Below are 18,267 nucleotides of genomic sequence, written 5' to 3'. Positions count from 1 at the left end.
CATTTTTTGTGTAAAAAACTCATATCTTGATACCTTAGAGAGTCACATTAAACGCCCAATCAAGCGGTGAGTAAATGCGTGCTATGTTTGAGCGAAGCGGGTCCAGCACGCATTTTTGGAACCGTCTTAAATTCTCGTTAGTATTTATTTACCACAAGTTGGACAACGGCCTGGTGCCGGCGCAAAATTTACAGTGGTATCCATTGACTCTAAGCCGAATGATTTAATTATTCGACTTTCATTGAATGGGCCAGCATCATTTAGCGCTTTAGCTATTTCCATTACCTGACGCTTTTCATCAGTTGAAAGCGATTGAAACGCCTTAATAAACTTAGCTACATTTTGATTCATCACTTACTCCTTTGTTAAAAATTACCGCAACCATCACATTTAGAGGGTTTTGATGTTTTGGGTATCTCATTGCACACATGGCAAGGCTTGTTGTAATACTTTAATGACAAATAATTGGCATAACGTTTTTCTTTATCGGTAATGTGCTTAGTTATGTCAGCTGATTCACGTCTTTCATTTTCTTTCGTCAACTCAAAAAATTTTACATCAAGGTCGTTAGGTGGCCTCTCTGCCAAAGCTTTAAACTTATTGTATAGATATGTGTTATCCCTTACTGACTCAATAGCATAATCATACTTCTCATCCCACCGAGATACGATTGACCATGTAGATAAAATAAGTTGTATTGTACTAACTACACCTGCAAAAGTTAGTAGATATGGTAGCGCGGCAGTTAGTGTTCCAAACGCTAAAACTATAGAACCAACCACAAGTGGAATTACGATTCCAAGAAAGGTTATCCAAGTTCTACGAACTTGAAGATTTCTAGCTCGTTTTTCAAAAATCCTTATTGTTCCATAAGCATGGAATTCTTTTTCTCTGCAACTATCAATTATGTTTTTTTTTATCCATGACACTTCTCGATGAATGCTAACAGTGAATTATACGCCCAGCCACATGACACCAATAAACGCGCCAGCGCTTTTATTGATGTTATGCAGCCGACACACAAAACGTAACTCACTGATCAATATAGCGCCGATCAATTTGCAGCCTGCATATCCACTGTTCGCGTGCCCGCCCACGTTGCTCGATTAAATCATACTCTATCCACAAACTTACCTTCGGTCACGCGTAAATTTGATGACAGCCGTCAGCCATAGGTCGTAGGTCTTCACTCGCTGACCTTTTCGGCTGGTTCAAGCACTTCCCGCGCCTTCGCCGCAAACGCCTGCCGCGAAGGCTTGAAGCCCACGCCTTCGGGCCAGGCAAGCCAGGCGTCCGGCGCCATGAAACCGGGCAGCGCTTCACGTACCCAGGCATCGAGCGCGGCTTCGGCCACCGCCTCGGCGTGGTAGTCAATAAACGCCACCGGGCGTTCGCCCCATTCCGGGTGGGGTACGGGCACCACCAGCGCCTGGGCGATGCCGGGGTGGTTGACCAGGCGCTGTTCGATGGCTTCGGGCTGGATGTTTTCGCCGCCGGAGATAAAGGCGTTGTCTAGCCGTCCTTCGACGACCAGCTCGCCTTGTTCGGTGAAGTGGCCCTTGTCCTTGGTGGCAAACCAGCCCTCGCTATCCACCGCTGGGTCGAGCTGCCCTTCGCGCAAATAGCCGTCGAAGAGCGTTTCGCCGCGCACCTGAATCTCGCCGTCTTTGATGCGTACCTCGCGCCCGGGTAGCGGTACGCCGACCACGCCGGGGTCGCCGGGCAGGCCGGTGCATACCTGGCTTGCCATCTCCGAGAGCCCATAGCTCACTTTAGGGGTTAAACCCAGCGCGGTCATCTTGTCGACCAGCGGCGTGGGGATCGCCGCGCCGCCCAGCAGCAGCTCGCGCAGTTTGGTCTTTTGCGGGTCAAAGCCCGCGTGCAGCAGCCGCCATAGCTGGGTGGGCACCAGCGAAAGATGGGTGATCGGCCGCTGCTCGAGGCGCGCCAATAAGGGCGAGCCGTCGTCGATAATGACGCGCCCGCCGACCAGAAAGACCCGAAAGGCGATGGCGTAGCCGCCGATATGAAAAAGCGGAAGCGAGAGCAGCCAGCCGCTCGTTTGATCCACGGGAATAAACGACGCCGAGCCCCGCGCCGAGGCCAGGTGGTTGCCCAGCCGGTGCTGCACCGCTTTGGGCGTGCCGCTGGAGCCGGAGGTGAAAATCGTGTTGCTGGGCTGGCGTGGGTCGAGGGTGGGTTCGCCCGGTTCGGCCTCGGCGGTGAAGTCCAGCGCCAGCGGCGTCAGCGCCTTGGCGCTTGTAAGCTCCGCGCTGACGCCTTCGGGCTGGGCCACGAAACGCGCGGGCAGGCGCCCCGCCATGGCGAGCTGCTGGGCGGCGGGAAATGCCGGGTTGACCGGGCAGAACACCACGCGGGCGCGCAGGCAGGCCCAGGCCAGCAACAGCGCCTCGAGTGATCCTCGGGCGGGCACCAGCAGCCGCTCGCCGGGCGCCACGCCTTGGCGCGCCAACTGCTGGGCCAGCGCTGCCACGCGGCGGTCCAGGTCGCGGTAGCTTAGCCGCAGGTCGCCCGCTTCGATCGCAGTATGTTCGGGGGTCTGGGTGGCCCAGTAATGGATGGGGCATGGCTCGGTCACGCAACACTCCTGACGATGGCTGAATGAAGTGGATAACGGGGAACGTAATGGCGTCTCACTCGGCGCGGAAAAGGCACTGGCAGCGCTCACGCAGGACCGCGCCGCGCTCATCGGTGACGCGCTCCGCAAGCGAGTCCGCGGTATCGAGCCCCGGCGGCTGGCCCGGCGCCCACTCCCGGGCAAGGCGCGAAAGCACGCCTAGCCCCAGGTCGGATTCGAAGCTCGACGAGACCACCACGCCAAGCCCCAGCGCCCGGGCGCGTTCGACCAGCGCTTGGCATTTGGAGAGCGAGCCAACCAGCGTGGGCTTGATGACCAGCGCGGCGAGCTGCGGGTGGGGCTGCCAGGGGCGCTGCTGCGAGAGCGTTTCGTCCAGCGCGAAGGCCACCCCGGTCGCCTCGGCCACCGCCTGGGTGTCGGCAAGCGCGGCGCAGGGTTCTTCCAGATAATCGACCTGCCCCTCGGGCAGCCGGGCACAAAAGCGCAGCGCCTGCTCGCGGGTAAAGCCCCCGTTGGCATCGAGGATCAGCCGGGTGGTGGGCAGGCGCTCGCTTAGCCGCTTGATGAGCGCCAGCTCTTCATCGAGGGGGTAGCGGGCGACCTTGAGTTTGAGGTGCGCAGGCGGCGCCGCTCGCCAGGCCTTGAGGCGGACTTCGATAGCGACCATCAGATAGGCGGGCGTACCCTGGAGCAGCGGATAAGGAGCCGCCGCCTCGGGTAAGTGTTCGGGCCAGGCGCGCCGGGCGCAGTCGAGGCCAAACTGCACCGAGGCAAGCTGCGGGGCGATGGGTTCGCCGCGCTCGAGGGCGGCAAGGCAGTCAAGCGCCTCGGCTTCGGCCTGGGCCAGTGTCTCGCGGGAGAAGCCCGGCAGCGGGGCGATCTCGCCCCACTGGCCGTCAACCTCGACCAGCAGCCCTTCGCGGTGGGTCAGCCGCTGGCCGTTGAAGATCAGCGGCTTAGTCAGCGCCAGCGCGTAGCGGTAGAGCGCCCGCGCCATCAGGGGTTACGCGGGTAGCGGGAGAAGTCCGGGCGGCGCTTTTCATTGAACGCGTTGCGCCCCTCCTGGCCCTCTTCGGTCATGTAGTAGAGCATGGTGGCGTTGCCGGCCAGCTCCTGAAGCCCCGCCTGGCCGTCGCAGTCGGCGTTCAGCGAGGCCTTCAGGCAGCGCAGCGCCATGGGGCTGTGCTGGAGCATCTCGCGACACCAGCGCACGCTCTCGCGTTCGAGCTCTGCCAAAGGCACCACGTGGTTGACCAGACCCATGTCGAGCGCTTGTTCGGCGCTGTACTGGCGGCACAAAAACCAGATCTCCCGGGCCTTTTTCTGACCCACGATGCGCGCCAGATAGGAAGCGCCGTAGCCGCCGTCAAACGAGCCGACCTTGGGTCCGGTCTGGCCGAACACGGCGTTGTCGGCGGCGATGGTCAAATCGCACATCAGGTGCAGCACGTGGCCGCCGCCAATGGCGTAGCCGGCCACCATGGCCACCACCGGCTTCGGGCAGGTGCGAATATCGCGCTGAAAATCCAACACGTTGAGGTGATGGGTGCCCTCTTCGTCCTGGTAGCCGCCGTAGTCGCCGCGAATACGCTGGTCGCCGCCGGAGCAGAACGCTTTATCACCGGCGCCGGTCAGTAGAATGGCGCCAATGGCGCTGTCGTGGCGGGCGCGGTTGAGTGCCTGGGCCATTTCATTGACCGTTTGCGGGCGAAAGGCGTTGCGCACCTCGGGGCGGTTGATGGTAATGCGGGCCACGCCCTCGCTCGAGGTGTGATACAGAATATCCTGGTAGTCTGCGGAGTTGTCCTGCCACGCGATGGGGGCATAGAGTTCTGATTCAGTCAGTCCGTTAATCATGTCAGTCTCTTTTAATCGGTTAAGGCGTTCTGCGTCCCGTGCGCCGGTCAGCTCAGCATACCGGCCACCACCAGGCCTAATGCCAGCATACTCAGCAGCGCCGCCGCGCCGTACATCAGTTTCTTGTTGAAGCCGTCGCGGCCCACGCTTATATCGAACAGGCCATGGCGCAGCCGGTGAGCGGCATGAAAGAGCGGCAGGCACACCACTGCGCCGACAAACAAAAAGCCCGGTACGCTGAACAGTAGCGCCGTGGCCCGCCCGTAGCTTAGCGCGTCGGCGGGCAGCAGCCCAAGCGGCAACAAAACGCCAATAAACAGGATGACGGCAGGCAAAAGGACCGCAAAACAGACGCCGCCCGCGCTGAAAAGCCCCCACCAAAGCGGCTCATCGAAGGCTTGTTGGTGGGGGGCCGCCTGTGGGCTGCCGGGTTTACTCATGGCTTGCTTGCTCATATTCAGGCCCTCCCCAATAACCAGAAGAACAGTAGCGCGACGACCACCACACCTGCCCACTGCCCCGCCACGATCATATTGTCAGGCAGGCTACGGCCCGCGATGCGCAGCGGCATGACCCGTGGAAACAGCACAAAGAACGTGGCGGCGTGATAAAGGCTCGCGGCAAGCGCCAGAAGGTTCAGCGCCAACACCACCGGCGAGCCCATGAAGCCCACCCAGCCCTGCCAGCTATCCGCCCCCTGAACGAGCGCCACCATTCCCGCCATCAAACAAAGCAGGAAAAACACCAGCGGCAAGACCGTGGCTTCACGCAGCATATAAAGTTTGAAAAACCGATGCTTTAGCCACCAGTTGCGTTTCAGTGGCGGCAAGCGTTGCGATGATGTTTTATTCATGCGCCTTCCCCTCGCCGTTCATCTCATCGCCTTTGAACAAGGCGATCAAGGTATGCTTGGCCGCTTCGACCTTGCCCTGGTTCACCGCCGCGGCGGGGTCGACGTGCTTCGGGCACACCTTCGAGCAAAAGCCGACGAAGGTGCAGCTCCACACGCCCTCATGGCGGTTAAGCTCCGCCATACGCTGCTTTTTGCCGTGGTCGCGGCTGTCCTGGTTATAACGGTGGGCCAGCGCGATCGCCGCCGGGCCCCGAAACTCGGGGTTGAGCCCGAACTGCGGGCACGCCGAGTAGCAGAGCCCGCAGTTGATGCAGTTGGCGAACTGCTTGTAGCGGGCAAGCTGCGCCGGCGACTGCTTATAGGTTTCCGGCGCTTTAGGGTCGTAAGGTTTTACCGGATTGTCGTCAATCAGGTAGGGCTTCACCGCCGCCAGGTGCTCGAGAAAGATCTCCATGTCCACGACCAGGTCGCGCTGTACCGGAAAGTGGGCGAGCGGCTCGATACGGATCTCGCCGTCATAATCGCGCAAAAAGGTTTTGCAGCCGAGCTTGGGAATGCCGTTCACCATGACCCCACAGGAGCCGCAGATCGCCATGCGACACGACCAGCGGTAGCTCAGCGTGCTATCCAACTGCTCTTTTATATGGTTGAGGGCGTCCAGTAGCGACGTGCTGTCATCAACCGGCAGCTCGAAGGCCTGCCAGTAGGACTCCGCCGCGTTATCGGGTACGTAGCGCTTAACGCTGATGGTCTTGTTCATACCTTGCCCCCTTTACCGGCATCCCCATAGGCCCGTTCTGCCGGGGCGGAAAAGCGTACATCGACCTCCTGCCAGTGCAGCTCGGCAGGCGCCTCGCCTTGATAGAACACCTGGCTGTGCTTGAGGTAGTTAACGTCGTCCCGCGTTTGCATCCCTTCGTCCAGACGCTGGTGGGCACCGCGGGATTCACGCCGCTCCAGGGCACCAAGGCACGAGGCTTCGGCGATATCCAGGCCACACCCAAGTTCGAGGCACTCCAGAAGCTCGGTATTGAATATCTTGCTGGTATCGTTGACACGAATCTCGCGGTAGCGCGCGCGCAGTTTTCGAATTTGTGCCAACGCCTGGGCCATGCTCTCCTCGGTGCGGTAGATACCACAGCCGCTTTCCATGGCCTGCACCATGGCATGTTTGAGATCCACCCAGTTCTCGCCGCTGCCGCCGCCATCGCAAAGGCGCGCAAGCGTGGCCTGTTGGCGCTCGGCCTGGGCGTGTAGAAGAGCGCTATCGGCCCACTCGGTGTGTGCCGCACGCCGGCTTGCCTGTTCACCGGCCAGGCGGCCAAACACCAGCAGTTCGGTGAGTGAGTTGGAGCCCAAACGATTGGCGCCGTGCAAGCCCACCGAGGCACACTCCCCGGCGGCGTAGAGCCCAGTGATCGAGGTTTCGCACTGTGGGTTGGTCTCGATCCCGCCCATGGTGTAGTGAACGGCGGGGCGAATGGGGATAGGTTCCTTCACCGGGTCGACGTTGATATAGGATTTGGCCAGCTCGCAGATGAACGGCAGGCGCTCGAGGATGGTTTTCTCACCCAGGTGGCGAAGGTCGAGATACACCACGTCGCTGTCGCCGAATTTGCCGGTGCGCCCGGCCTGCTGCTCCTGCCAAAACGCCTGGGAGAGCTTGTCCCGCGGGCCCAGCTCCATGTACTTGTTTTCCGGTTGGCCCAGCGGCGTTTCCGGGCCCAGGCCGTAATCCTGCAAGTAACGGTAGCCGTCCTTATTGAGCAGAATTCCGCCTTCGCCGCGGCACGCTTCGGTAATCAGAATGCCGGAACCGGGCAACCCGGTAGGGTGATACTGCACGAACTCCATATCGCGCAGCGCTACGCCGTGGCGGTAGGCCATCGCCATGCCGTCGCCGGTGACGATGCCTGCATTGGTATTGAAGCGAAACAGGCGCCCGGCGCCGCCGGTGGCCAACACCACCGCCTTGGCGCGCAGCAGCGTCAGCTCGCCGGTCGCGATCTGCAGCGCAATGACGCCGATGACCGCGCCTTCGTGAACGGCCAGGTCGAGCACGAAATACTCATCGAAGCGCTCGATCTCCGGGTATTTGAGCGAGGTCTGAAAGAGCGTATGCAGCATGTGAAAGCCGGTTTTATCCGCGGCAAACCAGGTGCGGGCGGTTTTCATGCCGCCAAAACGGCGCACCTGCACCTGGCCGTCGTCTTTACGACTCCAGGGGCAGCCCCAGCGCTCCATCTGCACCAGCTCCTGATAGGCATGATGAACGAAGTAATCCACCACGCCCTGCTCGACCAGCCAGTCGCCGCCGGAGACGGTGTCATCGAAGTGAGCTTGGTGGGTGTCGTCGCTGCTGGTAACCGCCGCCGCGCCACCTTCGGCGGCTACGGTATGCGAGCGCATGGGATAGACCTTGGAGAGCATTGCAATACGCTGCGAGGTACCCTGCTCTTTGGCGGCCTCGGCCGCGCCTATCGCAGCGCGCAACCCCGCACCGCCTCCCCCTACGATGACAATATCGAAATCCTGCTGACGCATGGCACCCCCTTCCGCTGGCCAGGTTAAGAGCTTACCGATAAAGCGCTCTACGGCACTCTTTTCTGGTTTGAAATTACCATACCCCGGCACGTCAAAGTTATTGACCGCGCCTTAATCCAAAGAACTATTGACACACGTCAATCAAAGGCCTTGGGCGCACGTATTACAGTCATATCTCCACCCACCGTGACGTTGCGCCGGCGTCTTTCAGGCCGCGTACAAGGAGGCCACTGACCCCCACTTTTTCCTCCCGTAAGTGATTTACGGGTAATTTTCTGACCTGACCCGCTATAAGAGAGGGCAACATGACCAGTCGTGCTCAACCCGTGCCGTTATGGAAGTTGTTAGCACCCCTTTTTGTCGCCATCGTCGTTGCCTTGATACCCGCGCCATCGGGGCTGGCACCGCATGCGTGGTACTTTTTTGCCATTTTTCTGGGCTGTGTGGTCGGGCTGATACTCGAGCCCCTGCCCGGTGCAGTCGTTGGCCTACTCGGGGTGACGCTGGCCGCGCTGCTTTCGCAATGGGTACTGTTTTCGCCGGAGCAGTTGGCAGTGGAAGGCTTCAATGCTGCCAACCAGGCCTTCGCCTGGGCGGTCTCGGGCTTCACCAACTCGACCGTTTGGCTGATTTTTGGCGCCTTCATGTTTGCCCTTGGCTATGAGAAAACCGGCCTGGGGCGGCGCATCTCGCTTTGGCTGGTGAAATCCATGGGCAAGCGCACCCTAACGCTGGGTTACGCGGTCATGATCGCGGATGCGATTCTGGCGCCGTTCACGCCCTCCAACACCGCGCGCAGCGGCGGCACCATCTACCCGGTGATTCGCAACCTGCCGCCGCTTTACGATTCCCACCCCAACGACCCCAGCATGAAGCGCATGGGCAGCTTTTTGATGTGGACGGCCATCGTGTCCACCTGTGTCACAAGCTCGCTGTTTCTGACCGCACTGGCCCCCAACCTGCTGGCCATCGCACTGACCGAAAGTGCCACCGGCCTGCATATCAACTGGGGGCAGTGGTTCATGGCGGTCGCGCCGGTGGGTATTTTCCTGCTACTCCTGGTGCCCTTGTTGTGCTACTGGCTGTGCGCCCCAGAGGTAAAAGCGGGTAATGAAATTTCCGACTGGGCCGGCCAAGAACTGGTCAAGCTGGGCCGCTTGACTCGCCATGAAATCCTTTTGGTCGTTATGGTGGTCACGGCCTTACTGCTGTGGATCTTTGGCGGCGACATCATTTCGGCGTCCCTGGTGGGCCTGGTGGTCATTTGCGCCATGCTGCTGACCGGCATCATCGACTGGAACGATATTCTCGATAACCGCGCGGCCTGGAATACCTTTGTCTGGTTTGCCACCCTGGTGGCCCTGGCCGGCGGGCTGAGCCAGGTCGGGTTCGTCAACTGGTTCGGTGGCGTGGTCGGCGGGCAGATCAGCGGCTTCAACCCCGTGATGGCCATGGTCGCGCTCACCGTGATTTTCTATCTGCTCCACTACCTGTTTGCCAGCGTTACCGCCCACGTGACGGCTTTACTGCCGGTCATGCTGGCGGCGGCCTCGGGCATCGCGGGGCTGGATATGGAGCTGTTCGTTCTGCTGCTGCTCCCCACGCTTGGCTTCATGGGCATTTTGACGCCCTACGGCACCGGCCCAAGCCCTGTCTACTACGGCAGCGGCTACCTGCCGGGCGGCCTTTGGTGGCGGCTAGGGGCGGTCTTCGGCCTGCTGTTTCTGTTGGTCTGGTTGGCGGTCGGGCTTCCGTGGCTGCTGCTGATCCACTGAGCAAAGGGCCCTTAAAGGAGCGCGCGATACCAGCTTTCCAACTGCCGCGCGACCTGGCCGGGCTGCTCGGAATGCAGATTGTGCCCCCCTTCGAGGGGGGCATGCGCTATGTGGGGCGCCGCCGCTGCCAGGCGGGTCGCCAGGCCGTTGAATTTGGCGTCGTGAAGGCCGGACAGGTAGCCGACCGGCAACGAGGTGTCTGCCAGCCACTGCCACTGAGAGGGCTGATGCCCCAGCGACGTGGCCCGCAACATGCAAGCTACGGACTTACCGATATTGTGACCCCGGCGCTTGCACTGCTGGCTGCGCGCCGCGGTGGAGAGATCGGCAAATACGGGCTGCTGGTACCAGTTGGCGAGCACGCTTTGAAGCGGTTCCTGCTCGAAGCGTATTGCCCAGCGTTCATCATGCGCAAGACGCCCCGGCCGCTCGCTTTCGGGTAGCCCGGGGTGGGCACTCTCCAGCCATAACGCTTGAAGCCCCGGCGGTTGGCGGCTGGCGTGATAAAGCGCCAGCCGCCCGCCCAGGGAATACCCCAGCAAGCAGTAGCGGTCGATGCCCCGGGCGTTCAAGGTGTTGCCCAACCAGTGATGAAATGCGTCGAAAGAGCTTACCTGCACGCCGTGGTTCTCGCCGTGGCCGGGCAGGTCCAGTGCCAGCGTCGGAATACCCTTCCCCGCCAACTGGTCACGGACCTTTATCCAGTCGTGCCGGTCGCCTAACAGGCCATGCAGCATTATCAGGGGCGGGTTGGAAGAATGGCTGGAAGAATGCCTGGTAGAGTCGCTCATATCAGGCCTCTCGAATCGCTGTGCCCAGGGCCGCCAGCTCATCCGCTACCTGCTGATGAGGCAAGCTGATTTCGATCAGCGTAACGCCGGTCTCGAGGGCCTGCTGGTAGGCCGCGGTAAAGGCATCGAGCGAATCGGGCGCGGCGTACGCAAGCCCGAACATCGAAGCCGCATGCTCAAAGCTTAGCCCGTGGGGCTGGCGAAAGTAGCGCTCCAACTGCTCGCCTTCTTTGGGCACCGGCAGCATATGAAAAATGCTGCCGCCATCGTTATTGAGAATGACCACCACCAAGGGGTGCGCCGCCTGTTTCAGCAGCGCCAGGCTGTTGAGGTCGTGCAGGGCGCTGGTGTCCCCCAGCACGAGGGTGGTGGGCCCTGGATGGGTACAACTGAGGCCGTAGGCCGTGGCCGTTAGGCCATCGATGCCGGAAGCGCCGCGATTGGTGAATACCCGCAGGGGCATTTCACGGGAGGTGCCCAGCATATTCATCAGCCGCGCCACCAGGCTATTGCCGACCACCAGCTGCCCTTTCGCCTGTTGCGCCAGCTGGTGGCACACCCCCAGTTCGGAAAACGCAGCACATCGCGCGTCGACACACTCGCGGGTGCGCCGCTGAAGGCTGTCCAACCGGTGCCAGGGCGGCCGCTCGGCGAGTGTGGGCAACGCTTCAATGAACGCGTCGGGCGGGCTGACCCAGCGGCGCCTGATCACGTAATCGGGGTCGAGCCGTTGCGGCAGCGGATCGACCAGCCAGGTGTCCTGCCAGGGCTTTTGCGCGATAAAGCCGGTCAACCGCTTGGAAATCAGCCGCCCGCCGAACTGCAGCAGTACCTCGGCCCGGGCAAGCTCTTCGTAAAACTGCGGGTCATGAAGGGCCAGGTCGAAATACACCAGGTTCTGTGGATCGAAGCGAAGCTGGCTTTGCAGGTCGGCCAATAAAGGCCAGCCCAACTGTTTGGAGAGCTCGACGATTTTCGCTACCTGGTGGGGGGCATGGGCGCTTCCCTCGATATTGCCCACGACAATCATGCCCTGCTTTCGAGAAAACACCTCCCACTCGCTATCGCACGCGCTAGTGTGTGCAGGGGTTTCCACAGGCGCCTGCCAATCACTCCAGGGGGCGGTGCCTGCCTGCCAGCGGCCTAGCGGGGCAAGATAGTGGGTGGCATCCAGTAACTCGCGACCCGGGTAGAGCGGTTCGCGATACCGGCAGTTAATATGGATAGGCCCAGGCGTGCGGCGCTGTCGATCGACACAGTGGTCGATGGTACTCAGCAAAAAAGCCGCTTGCATCTCAGCGGCTGGCGGCGGCAAATCGCGGTGCTCGACCGTGTGGCGGGCGAAAATATCCCGCTGATCGATCGCCTGGTTGCTGCCGTTATCCAATAGCTCGATCGGCCGGTCGGCGGAGATCACCACCAGCGGCACGCCGGTCAATTTGGCTTCCACGACCGCCGGATAAAGATTGGCGACCGCCGTCCCCGAGGTCGTGATGATCACGACCGGCCGATGGCTGCCCCGGGCCATGCCAAGCGCGAGAAAGCCAAGCCCGCGTTCGTCGAAATGGCAGTGGCAGTTTAGCCCCGCATGTTCGCTGGCCGCCGCCGTCAACGGGGCCGAACGCGAGCCCGGCGCCAGCACGACATCGCGCACCCCCAGGCGATAAAGCTCCTCCAGCATCAGCGCGGCCCAGAGGTGATTGAAAGTGGCGTGATGCGTTGCAAAGCCAGGCATTGAAGCAGGCGTGGTCATGTGTGTTACCCCATACCCAAAAGCGCCATGATATCGGCAATTTTACTATCCAGCTCGCGCCATTCAGCCTCGGGTTCAGAGCCTTCCACGATACCGGCGCCGGCATAGAGGCGAATCGTATCGGCGCCTACATGGGCACAGCGGATCGCCACCGCCAGGTCGCTATTGGCATGACTAATGCGCCCGACCACCCCCGCGTACCAACCGCGCTGATGGCTTTCATGGCGCTGAATGAACGAAAGCGCCGCGGCGTGCGGCACGCCCCCCACCGCTGGCGTGGGCGGTAGGCGCATCAAAAGCTGCTGATCGGTCACCTCGGGGTGAAGCTCGGCATGAATGAGGCGGCGGATATGCTGCACCGAACGCAGCGTAACGATGTGCGCCTCACCCATGCCTACCTGGCGCGAAAGCGGTTTTAGCTGGGTCAGTATCTGATGATACACACACTGGTTTTCCAGACTGTTCTTGGTATCCCGAAGCAGTGCGTCCGCCAGTTCACTATCCTGCTTAGCATCGCGCCCGCGGCGTGTCGTGCCCGCCAGGGCTTCGCTCGCCACGTGGCGACCTTCACGCCCATAAAGCCGCTCCGGCGGGCAACCAATAAACGCCTCATCGGGGGTGAACTGAATACCAAACTGAAAACACCCGGTGGCTTTCGCCTGCCAACGCGCCAGCAGCGCCCAGGGGTCCGGCAGTTCACTGCTCGTCAGGCGTGTCTCGCGTGAAAGCACGACCTTGGGCGTTTCATTCAATTGCTCGGGCCGTGTCACGCGTTTGACCCGTTCACCCCACTCTGCCCGCGTGGGTATGTCGTCTCGCATAAGGGTAAGCGGCACGGGGGGCGGAAAGGGTCGTGGGGGCATTAGTGAATCGAGCGCTGCCCGGGCCTCGGCCAGCTCCTGCTCCCGCGGGCGCTCATCAAAGCGTAGATTCAGCGACAGGGTCGTAAGCGAGCCCTCGCGCTTTAGCTCTATACGGGGCAACACGAAATGACAGGCGCCGAACCCGGTCCACCCAGGTGCTCCGGGGTCGAAGGCCATTCCGCCAAAATAGCCGGGCTGCGCGCCTGGTTCGGCGGCCAGGGCCCACTGGTCGCCATGCAGCGCCGCCAGGGTATTAAACGCCCGGGCGGCGCCCACTATGGCGTATTCCGGCGCCTCGGCTTCCCGCGCTTTCCAGTAAAGCCTGGGTAACGCGCTCTGCCCGTTCAGCCAATCCATCAAAGGGCCACACGGGCAAGGCGTACTCAGACGTATAAATCCCCGCCGGTCGTCAGGGCAAAGCGCTTCCAACTGGCGCTTTAGCTCGACGACCGGGGTTGCTGATGGCTTCATTGAGCACCTATTTTCTTTACCTGCTGCACAATGCGACGGCCCGATGTAGAGGTGGTTAGACTCAAGAATGGCGGACACCCAGCCACCGGTGTTTGATATAGGGTAGCACCCAGCGGTCTCCGCCAAAGCGGCCTGCATTGGCGCCGGCAACCAGCAAGAAGAAAGTGAGCGCGATCATCCACGGGTTGGTCGAGACGGTGCCCGCCATCAAGAAGGACATGTTCATGACGATGGCGAAAAAAGCGGCAAACGACGTCAAAACGCCCGCGATCAGCCCAAGCCCGACCAGTATTTCGCCTATGGGAATGACCACATTGAACACTTCGGCATAAGGCAGTGCGAAGTGTTCCAGAAAGGCCACGTAGTTGGGGTACACCATGCTACCCTCGCGCATGACCGGGTTGGCGACGGCATTACTCAAAAAGCCCTGAGCATCGAAGCCCCCGGTGATCTTGCCGATACCCAGCATGAGCCAGGTCACGCCCAGGTAAAGGCGCAACACCAACCACACGAAGGCCATATATTTGTTTTTCCTAAATAAGTCGCCGATCATTTCGTAGACTCCTTTTCAAAAGGGAACACCCTTAGTGTGGTTGAAAGTGGGCTGGCGCTTTATGACATATGTCTATGTTTCATCACTTAACCGGCCATTCACCTACATTTTTGCCTGAGTTGCTTGCAGGATGAGCCAACTCGCCATTTCTTAACCCATGTTATTAAAAGAGATAGTAATCGATGGTCCATTTCAGACGATACCCTGACTTCAAAACCTGGCTTTTGGCGGCCCGGCCACGCACCTTACCGCTGGCCTGCGCCTCCATCCTGCTGGGTAGCGGGCTGGCCGCCCAGCAGGGAAGTTTCGAGACGGGTATTTTCGTGCTGACCCTGTTGACGGCCATGTCGCTACAGATACTTTCCAACCTGGCGAACGACTACGGCGACGCGGCCTCTGGCGCCGACGACGACGCGCGTATCGGCCCGGTGCGAGCGGTATCGTCGGGCCTTATGACGGCGGCGGCAATGCGCCGGGGCATGGTGGTCACCGCCGGGGCGGCCGCGGTGTTGGGAAGCGGGCTATTACTGGCCGCGTTCGGCGGGCAGTGGGGGCATATTCTGGCGTTTTTGCTGTTGGGGGCGGCGTCCCTGCTGGCGGCGGTTACCTATACCGTTGGGCTTGGCGGCAAGCCTTACGGCTACCGGGGGCTGGGCGATATCGCCGTGTTCCTGTTCTTCGGGCTACTGGGGGTACTGGGCACGTATTATCTTCATACGCAGCACATAAGCGGGCTTTCGATACTCCCCGCCGCGGCCTGTGGTCTGTTATGCACCGCCGTACTGAACGTGAACAACGTGCGCGATATCGAAAGCGACGCACGTAATGGCAAATTGACCCTGGCGGTCAAGCTCGGCCGCGAAAGCGCCCTTCGTTATCACTGGGCGCTGCTGGGCACGGCGCTACTGCTGACCCTGGCCTACCTGCTACTCCTACCGGTGCCCTGGCTGGGCTGGAGCTGCCTGCTGGTGGCAAAGCCCCTCTCTGATGCCGCTAGAACGCTTGGCCACACCCGCGACGGTGAAACCCTGACCGGAATGTTGAAGAAGACGGCGCTTTCCACGCTGGTGTATAGCGTACTGCTGGCAAGTGGGTTGGCGTTTTTTTAGGGGATGTCGGCAAGTGTTGAGAGCCCGTTATAAACGACGGGCACTTAACTGCGGCTAACCATCTTGATGTGAGGCACACGATACCGCTACCCACACATATCGCCTTAATCACTAAAGCCAATGCTTAGTAAAAATGCCATGCGTGCCGAATCTACTGAACAATTTTTAGATCGCAGCTACTACTCATCAATGTTCTTGGACATATTGAAACCAGTAATCGCAAAGCCGACTTCCTGGTATAGCTTGAGCGCACGCTCATTTTGGCAAACTACCCTTAGCTTTATTTGATTAATACCAGCTTCTTTTAGCTGCTGTTCAAAAGCGGCAATAGCCAAGGTGCCATAACCCAAACCCCGAAACTCATCCAATACGAAGAAATCACAAATATATGTCGACTTATCTTCAGCATTGATCGAATGCCACAAATAACCTACATGCTTTAGCTGCCCATCAATGTCAGCATCAATGCACAACAGTGAATGCTCACTCCCCTGTAAACCATTGGGAAAGCAACGTTGGAGATCCTTCTTAGCCAGCTCAACTCCCCACTCTATGGAGTGCCCATAGTTTTGGGCTATTTCCCGGCCGTAGTCGTCAATAAAATACTGACAATAAGTGGGATATTCTTCTTTTCGCATTTCCCGAAGCACAACCATTTATATTCCTTTTTATACGATGAAACTCATTTGCAATATAACGCCGCGTCAAGGGGTGAGCAACGCCGACCACCACACCTAAACCATCGTCCCTTACCCTTAAACACGAAATTCAACTTAAACCAAAATAGTCGAGCGTTGCGAACCCGTTTTAAACGCGTTTTAACTAGCTGTCTCGAAGTGGATAAAAAACATTAGAAGATCGACATCTTTAGCTTGTGACAAGCTGTAACCTTCACCCACGACATTGGAAACGGCAGATTCCCAGAAGCTCAGGGCGCCGGAGTTCTCCAGAAGAATACGAACTTGCCACTTACCAGGAAACGCCTTAACCACCTGCGAAAAAATATTTTTACCTATTCCTTGACCTTTAAACTTACGAAGTACGAAAAACTGGGCGACATCGTATATTGATAAATCGCCAGGATAACGACGAATCAACACAAAACCAGCCAGTTCGGAACCCACGTAAATAAAGTAAGGGATACAATCTTCCTGCTCCCAGTAAACGTCAAACTTTGAAACGTCGTAACTAAATTTACCCTCATGGTCAGGATTCCATTTCATATACTCGGTCATATCGTATATGTAATAGGAAAACAGGTTCTCAAGTACCTTGCGCTCTTGCTCTTTAATTTTGATTAGCTGAATTTCCATTTCTCTCCTGCCAGTTAACGTCCGGTTAAGGGGCTGACAACGCAAAACCAATAAACCTAAAATAACAACCGTAAGTACACATGCTAATTTAAAAAAATGCCACGCGTTGGCAGTCTATCTTGAACCGTTTTTTTATTTTATTTATAGACGACCTTGAAGCGTTCTAAAACCAACAGCATATCTTCTGTTGGCTCAACACCCAGTTCGCTGAACTCTAAGCTAAAAAATTCCCAATGGGCTTCTCGCCACCACTTTAATGACTTGTCGCCCTCGCCTTCTTCTGCTGCAAACGCCGCTGTCACATCGCTGTATTTACACTTACTAACGGAGGTGAGTTCGATGATACAGACAGGTGCCCCATCCCAATCCGTCACTACTTGAAGATGACCAACTTCTGGCATGGGTTCACCCTCGTGACTGTACCAATACTCCAGACTGCACGAGGCACGTTTTTCTCCGCGCAGTATTAAGTCGGCGCATACATTGGCGTTGTACTCATCTGCGCAGAAATAATCAGCACTGAAAGACGTATATTTTTCCGCAGTTTTGCCAGGTAATGAGCTTAGATATTCTTTCAAATAAGCTTGAATTCTTTCTTCCATAATCTCGAATCTCAATTAAAAATATAACGCTTTGCTAAGTGACTGCAAACGTCCCACTAGATCTAAAACTACCACCGTAAACACATAAATCCAATTTAAAATAAGACCGCCACGCTTTTGCAGTCCGCCTTAATCGACTTGTTATGTGCGTAGCCAACTCTTACACCACTTTTACCCACTTGGAACGCCATTGTTGCGCCTCCATTGGGTCAGGCCAGAATTCTTTTTGCTTACGAATAAGTCCATTTTCTACAGTATGGAACGTAATAGCACGCGCCTTTTGAACGCTATCAGTTATAAAAACATCAGTGACTACGGTTTCGCCATCACAGACGATTGAATGAACGACGAATTTCCAAGTGCCATTTGCTGGATAATAGGAGTTGATCGCGGTGAAATTGTCTCGTCCAACAATAAGCTCACCAGATTGAGGCCAAAAACCCTCAAAATCAGGACTAAGCCACTCACTTGCTTTCGCGAAATCATTAGTTTTCATTGCATCCCAAAATGCCAAGACAACTTCCTTTGAATCCATGATTTCCCTCCAAGCACATAACGCCCACAGCACGGGCAAATTTGAAGCGCAGCGGAAAATTTGTCCCTGTGCCTGCGCTTGTTAGGCACTGACACCTAAACTGATAAGAACAGATTGGCGTAACCTGAGTTTTCATTCAGAAACTCCCGCAAACCAGCTAAATACTGTCTAAGTGGCTCTTCAGGAGCACCATGAAATTCTTCAATTTTTGACCATCTGCCAATTACTTCGGATATTTCATCGTCATTCAGATTCTTAATCTTATCCTGGAGGGCTTGAGGAAATGACAAAATAAGGGCCTCCCCTTCCGGTGGATGAACGGGCTGAAACCCTTTCATCAGCTCCTTATATGAGGAGACACCGAGAATGTCACCAAGCTGGGATAGCGGGATCATGTCGATATTTTTCGCGTTAAACCATTTCCCGTATGAATACGGATCTTCGCTATTCACCACTTCCTCAGGATCATTTCCCTCGAGGAACACTACATCTGAAATTGGCACTAATCTCTCACTCTATTTACGCCTAACAGTGATTATACGCCCAACCACGTAACATCAATAAACGCGCCGGCGCGTTTATTGATGTTATGCAGCCCAAGCGCAGCCCGTAACTTAATGATCAATATAACGCCGACCCTTTGTCAGGC

At 57.9% G+C, this 18,267-nt stretch carries 20 protein-coding genes; 2 read left to right on the top strand and 18 right to left on the bottom strand.

Annotated elements, in window-relative coordinates; all coding sequences use genetic code 11:
- Positions 1-144 precede the first annotated feature (144 nt).
- The 9 genes from ACWFVE_RS01840 to frdA all read right to left on the bottom strand — a co-directional run bounded on the left by ACWFVE_RS01840 (position 145) and on the right by frdA (position 7,853).
- The gene (locus ACWFVE_RS01840) at positions 145-351 is read right to left on the bottom strand and encodes a hypothetical protein (protein ID WP_447527595.1); all 207 of its coding nucleotides are present in this window, start codon (positions 349-351) and stop codon (positions 145-147) included.
- 14 nt (positions 352-365) lie between these two features.
- Positions 366-929 carry a mobilome CxxCx(11)CxxC protein gene (locus ACWFVE_RS01835; protein ID WP_447527594.1) on the bottom strand — a complete coding sequence of 188 codons (564 nt, stop codon included), beginning with the start codon at positions 927-929 and terminating at the stop codon, positions 366-368.
- A gap of 257 nt (positions 930-1,186) precedes the next feature.
- Positions 1,187-2,599, bottom strand: coding sequence for an o-succinylbenzoate--CoA ligase (menE, locus tag ACWFVE_RS01830; RefSeq protein WP_447527593.1), 1,413 nt, complete (start codon positions 2,597-2,599; stop codon positions 1,187-1,189).
- Positions 2,600-2,654: 55 nt separating this feature from the next.
- Positions 2,655-3,596, bottom strand: coding sequence for an o-succinylbenzoate synthase (menC, locus tag ACWFVE_RS01825; protein WP_447527592.1), 942 nt, complete (start codon positions 3,594-3,596; stop codon positions 2,655-2,657).
- Positions 3,596-4,456: a 1,4-dihydroxy-2-naphthoyl-CoA synthase gene (gene menB, locus ACWFVE_RS01820; RefSeq protein WP_447527591.1), complete on the bottom strand. Its 861-nt coding sequence runs from the start codon at positions 4,454-4,456 to the stop codon at positions 3,596-3,598. Before menB ends, menC begins: the two co-directional genes overlap by 1 nt.
- A gap of 47 nt (positions 4,457-4,503) precedes the next feature.
- Entirely contained in the window at positions 4,504-4,911 is a 408-nt protein-coding gene (gene frdD, locus ACWFVE_RS01815) for a fumarate reductase subunit FrdD (RefSeq protein ID WP_447527590.1), read from the bottom strand.
- A 2-nt stretch (positions 4,912-4,913) separates the two neighbouring features.
- Positions 4,914-5,309 (bottom strand): fumarate reductase subunit C, encoded by a 396-nt coding sequence (locus tag ACWFVE_RS01810; protein ID WP_192536599.1) that lies wholly within the window; start codon positions 5,307-5,309, stop codon positions 4,914-4,916.
- Positions 5,302-6,069 carry a succinate dehydrogenase/fumarate reductase iron-sulfur subunit gene (locus ACWFVE_RS01805; protein ID WP_447527589.1) on the bottom strand — a complete coding sequence of 256 codons (768 nt, stop codon included), beginning with the start codon at positions 6,067-6,069 and terminating at the stop codon, positions 5,302-5,304. Before ACWFVE_RS01805 ends, ACWFVE_RS01810 begins: the two co-directional genes overlap by 8 nt.
- On the bottom strand, positions 6,066-7,853 hold the full coding sequence (gene frdA, locus ACWFVE_RS01800) for a fumarate reductase (quinol) flavoprotein subunit (RefSeq protein WP_447527588.1): 1,788 nt from the start codon (positions 7,851-7,853) through the stop codon (positions 6,066-6,068). The genes ACWFVE_RS01805 and frdA overlap by 4 nt, the downstream gene beginning before the upstream one ends.
- A gap of 305 nt (positions 7,854-8,158) precedes the next feature.
- On the opposite strand from frdA, the gene ACWFVE_RS01795 reads away from it, so the two are divergent.
- On the top strand, positions 8,159-9,628 hold the full coding sequence (locus ACWFVE_RS01795) for an anion permease (RefSeq protein ID WP_447527587.1): 1,470 nt from the start codon (positions 8,159-8,161) through the stop codon (positions 9,626-9,628).
- 11 nt (positions 9,629-9,639) lie between these two features.
- On the opposite strand, the gene menH is transcribed toward ACWFVE_RS01795, so the two are convergent.
- The 4 genes from menH to ACWFVE_RS01775 form a co-directional block, all read right to left on the bottom strand.
- Positions 9,640-10,419 (bottom strand): 2-succinyl-6-hydroxy-2,4-cyclohexadiene-1-carboxylate synthase, encoded by a 780-nt coding sequence (gene menH / locus ACWFVE_RS01790; RefSeq protein ID WP_447527586.1) that lies wholly within the window; start codon positions 10,417-10,419, stop codon positions 9,640-9,642.
- A gap of 1 nt (position 10,420) precedes the next feature.
- Entirely contained in the window at positions 10,421-12,172 is a 1,752-nt protein-coding gene (gene menD / locus ACWFVE_RS01785) for a 2-succinyl-5-enolpyruvyl-6-hydroxy-3-cyclohexene-1-carboxylic-acid synthase (protein WP_447527585.1), read from the bottom strand.
- A 5-nt stretch (positions 12,173-12,177) separates the two neighbouring features.
- Positions 12,178-13,506 carry an isochorismate synthase gene (locus ACWFVE_RS01780; protein ID WP_447527584.1) on the bottom strand — a complete coding sequence of 443 codons (1,329 nt, stop codon included), beginning with the start codon at positions 13,504-13,506 and terminating at the stop codon, positions 12,178-12,180.
- A 61-nt stretch (positions 13,507-13,567) separates the two neighbouring features.
- Positions 13,568-14,026, bottom strand: a complete 459-nt coding sequence (locus ACWFVE_RS01775) for a DoxX family protein (protein WP_447527583.1) — start codon at positions 14,024-14,026, stop codon at positions 13,568-13,570.
- Positions 14,027-14,241: 215 nt separating this feature from the next.
- Here ACWFVE_RS01775 and menA point away from each other — a divergent pair, with 215 nt between their 5' ends.
- Positions 14,242-15,168, top strand: a complete 927-nt coding sequence (menA, locus tag ACWFVE_RS01770; protein WP_447527582.1) for a 1,4-dihydroxy-2-naphthoate octaprenyltransferase — start codon at positions 14,242-14,244, stop codon at positions 15,166-15,168.
- A gap of 179 nt (positions 15,169-15,347) precedes the next feature.
- On the opposite strand, the gene ACWFVE_RS01765 is transcribed toward menA, so the two are convergent.
- From ACWFVE_RS01765 to ACWFVE_RS01745, 5 genes are all read right to left on the bottom strand, one after another.
- A complete protein-coding gene (locus ACWFVE_RS01765; protein WP_447527581.1) occupies positions 15,348-15,824 on the bottom strand; it encodes a GNAT family N-acetyltransferase in 477 nt (158 codons plus the stop codon).
- A gap of 162 nt (positions 15,825-15,986) precedes the next feature.
- A complete protein-coding gene (locus ACWFVE_RS01760) occupies positions 15,987-16,481 on the bottom strand; it encodes a GNAT family N-acetyltransferase (RefSeq protein ID WP_447527580.1) in 495 nt (164 codons plus the stop codon).
- A gap of 137 nt (positions 16,482-16,618) precedes the next feature.
- Positions 16,619-17,083 carry an ASCH domain-containing protein gene (locus ACWFVE_RS01755; protein WP_447527579.1) on the bottom strand — a complete coding sequence of 155 codons (465 nt, stop codon included), beginning with the start codon at positions 17,081-17,083 and terminating at the stop codon, positions 16,619-16,621.
- Positions 17,084-17,243: 160 nt separating this feature from the next.
- On the bottom strand, positions 17,244-17,618 hold the full coding sequence (locus tag ACWFVE_RS01750; RefSeq protein WP_447527578.1) for a nuclear transport factor 2 family protein: 375 nt from the start codon (positions 17,616-17,618) through the stop codon (positions 17,244-17,246).
- Positions 17,619-17,713: 95 nt separating this feature from the next.
- Positions 17,714-18,121 (bottom strand): hypothetical protein, encoded by a 408-nt coding sequence (locus tag ACWFVE_RS01745; protein WP_447527577.1) that lies wholly within the window; start codon positions 18,119-18,121, stop codon positions 17,714-17,716.
- Positions 18,122-18,267 lie beyond the last annotated feature (146 nt).

This window comes from Vreelandella mediterranea (assembly GCF_970647075.1).
The sequence above is the reverse complement of the archived record's forward strand: the minus strand, read 5'-3'. Positions and strand labels throughout refer to the sequence as shown.

Bases quoted from the DNA above. Each gene is read 5' to 3' on its own strand.
- ACWFVE_RS01840 (WP_447527595.1), bottom strand. From the start codon at position 351: ATGAATCAAAATGTAGCTAAGTTTATTAAGGCGTTTCAATCGCTTTCA.
- menC (WP_447527592.1), bottom strand. From the start codon at position 3,596: ATGGCGCGGGCGCTCTACCGCTACGCGCTGGCGCTGACTAAGCCGCTG.
- menB (WP_447527591.1), bottom strand. From the start codon at position 4,456: ATGATTAACGGACTGACTGAATCAGAACTCTATGCCCCCATCGCGTGG.
- frdD (WP_447527590.1), bottom strand. From the start codon at position 4,911: ATGAGCAAGCAAGCCATGAGTAAACCCGGCAGCCCACAGGCGGCCCCC.
- ACWFVE_RS01810 (WP_192536599.1), bottom strand. From the start codon at position 5,309: ATGAATAAAACATCATCGCAACGCTTGCCGCCACTGAAACGCAACTGG.
- ACWFVE_RS01805 (WP_447527589.1), bottom strand. From the start codon at position 6,069: ATGAACAAGACCATCAGCGTTAAGCGCTACGTACCCGATAACGCGGCG.
- frdA (WP_447527588.1), bottom strand. From the start codon at position 7,853: ATGCGTCAGCAGGATTTCGATATTGTCATCGTAGGGGGAGGCGGTGCG.
- ACWFVE_RS01795 (WP_447527587.1), top strand. From the start codon at position 8,159: ATGACCAGTCGTGCTCAACCCGTGCCGTTATGGAAGTTGTTAGCACCC.
- menH (WP_447527586.1), bottom strand. From the start codon at position 10,419: ATGAGCGACTCTACCAGGCATTCTTCCAGCCATTCTTCCAACCCGCCC.
- menD (WP_447527585.1), bottom strand. From the start codon at position 12,172: ATGACCACGCCTGCTTCAATGCCTGGCTTTGCAACGCATCACGCCACT.
- ACWFVE_RS01780 (WP_447527584.1), bottom strand. From the start codon at position 13,506: ATGAAGCCATCAGCAACCCCGGTCGTCGAGCTAAAGCGCCAGTTGGAA.
- ACWFVE_RS01775 (WP_447527583.1), bottom strand. From the start codon at position 14,026: ATGGCCTTCGTGTGGTTGGTGTTGCGCCTTTACCTGGGCGTGACCTGG.
- menA (WP_447527582.1), top strand. From the start codon at position 14,242: ATGGTCCATTTCAGACGATACCCTGACTTCAAAACCTGGCTTTTGGCG.
- ACWFVE_RS01765 (WP_447527581.1), bottom strand. From the start codon at position 15,824: ATGGTTGTGCTTCGGGAAATGCGAAAAGAAGAATATCCCACTTATTGT.
- ACWFVE_RS01760 (WP_447527580.1), bottom strand. From the start codon at position 16,481: ATGGAAATTCAGCTAATCAAAATTAAAGAGCAAGAGCGCAAGGTACTT.
- ACWFVE_RS01755 (WP_447527579.1), bottom strand. From the start codon at position 17,083: ATGGAAGAAAGAATTCAAGCTTATTTGAAAGAATATCTAAGCTCATTA.
- ACWFVE_RS01750 (WP_447527578.1), bottom strand. From the start codon at position 17,618: ATGGATTCAAAGGAAGTTGTCTTGGCATTTTGGGATGCAATGAAAACT.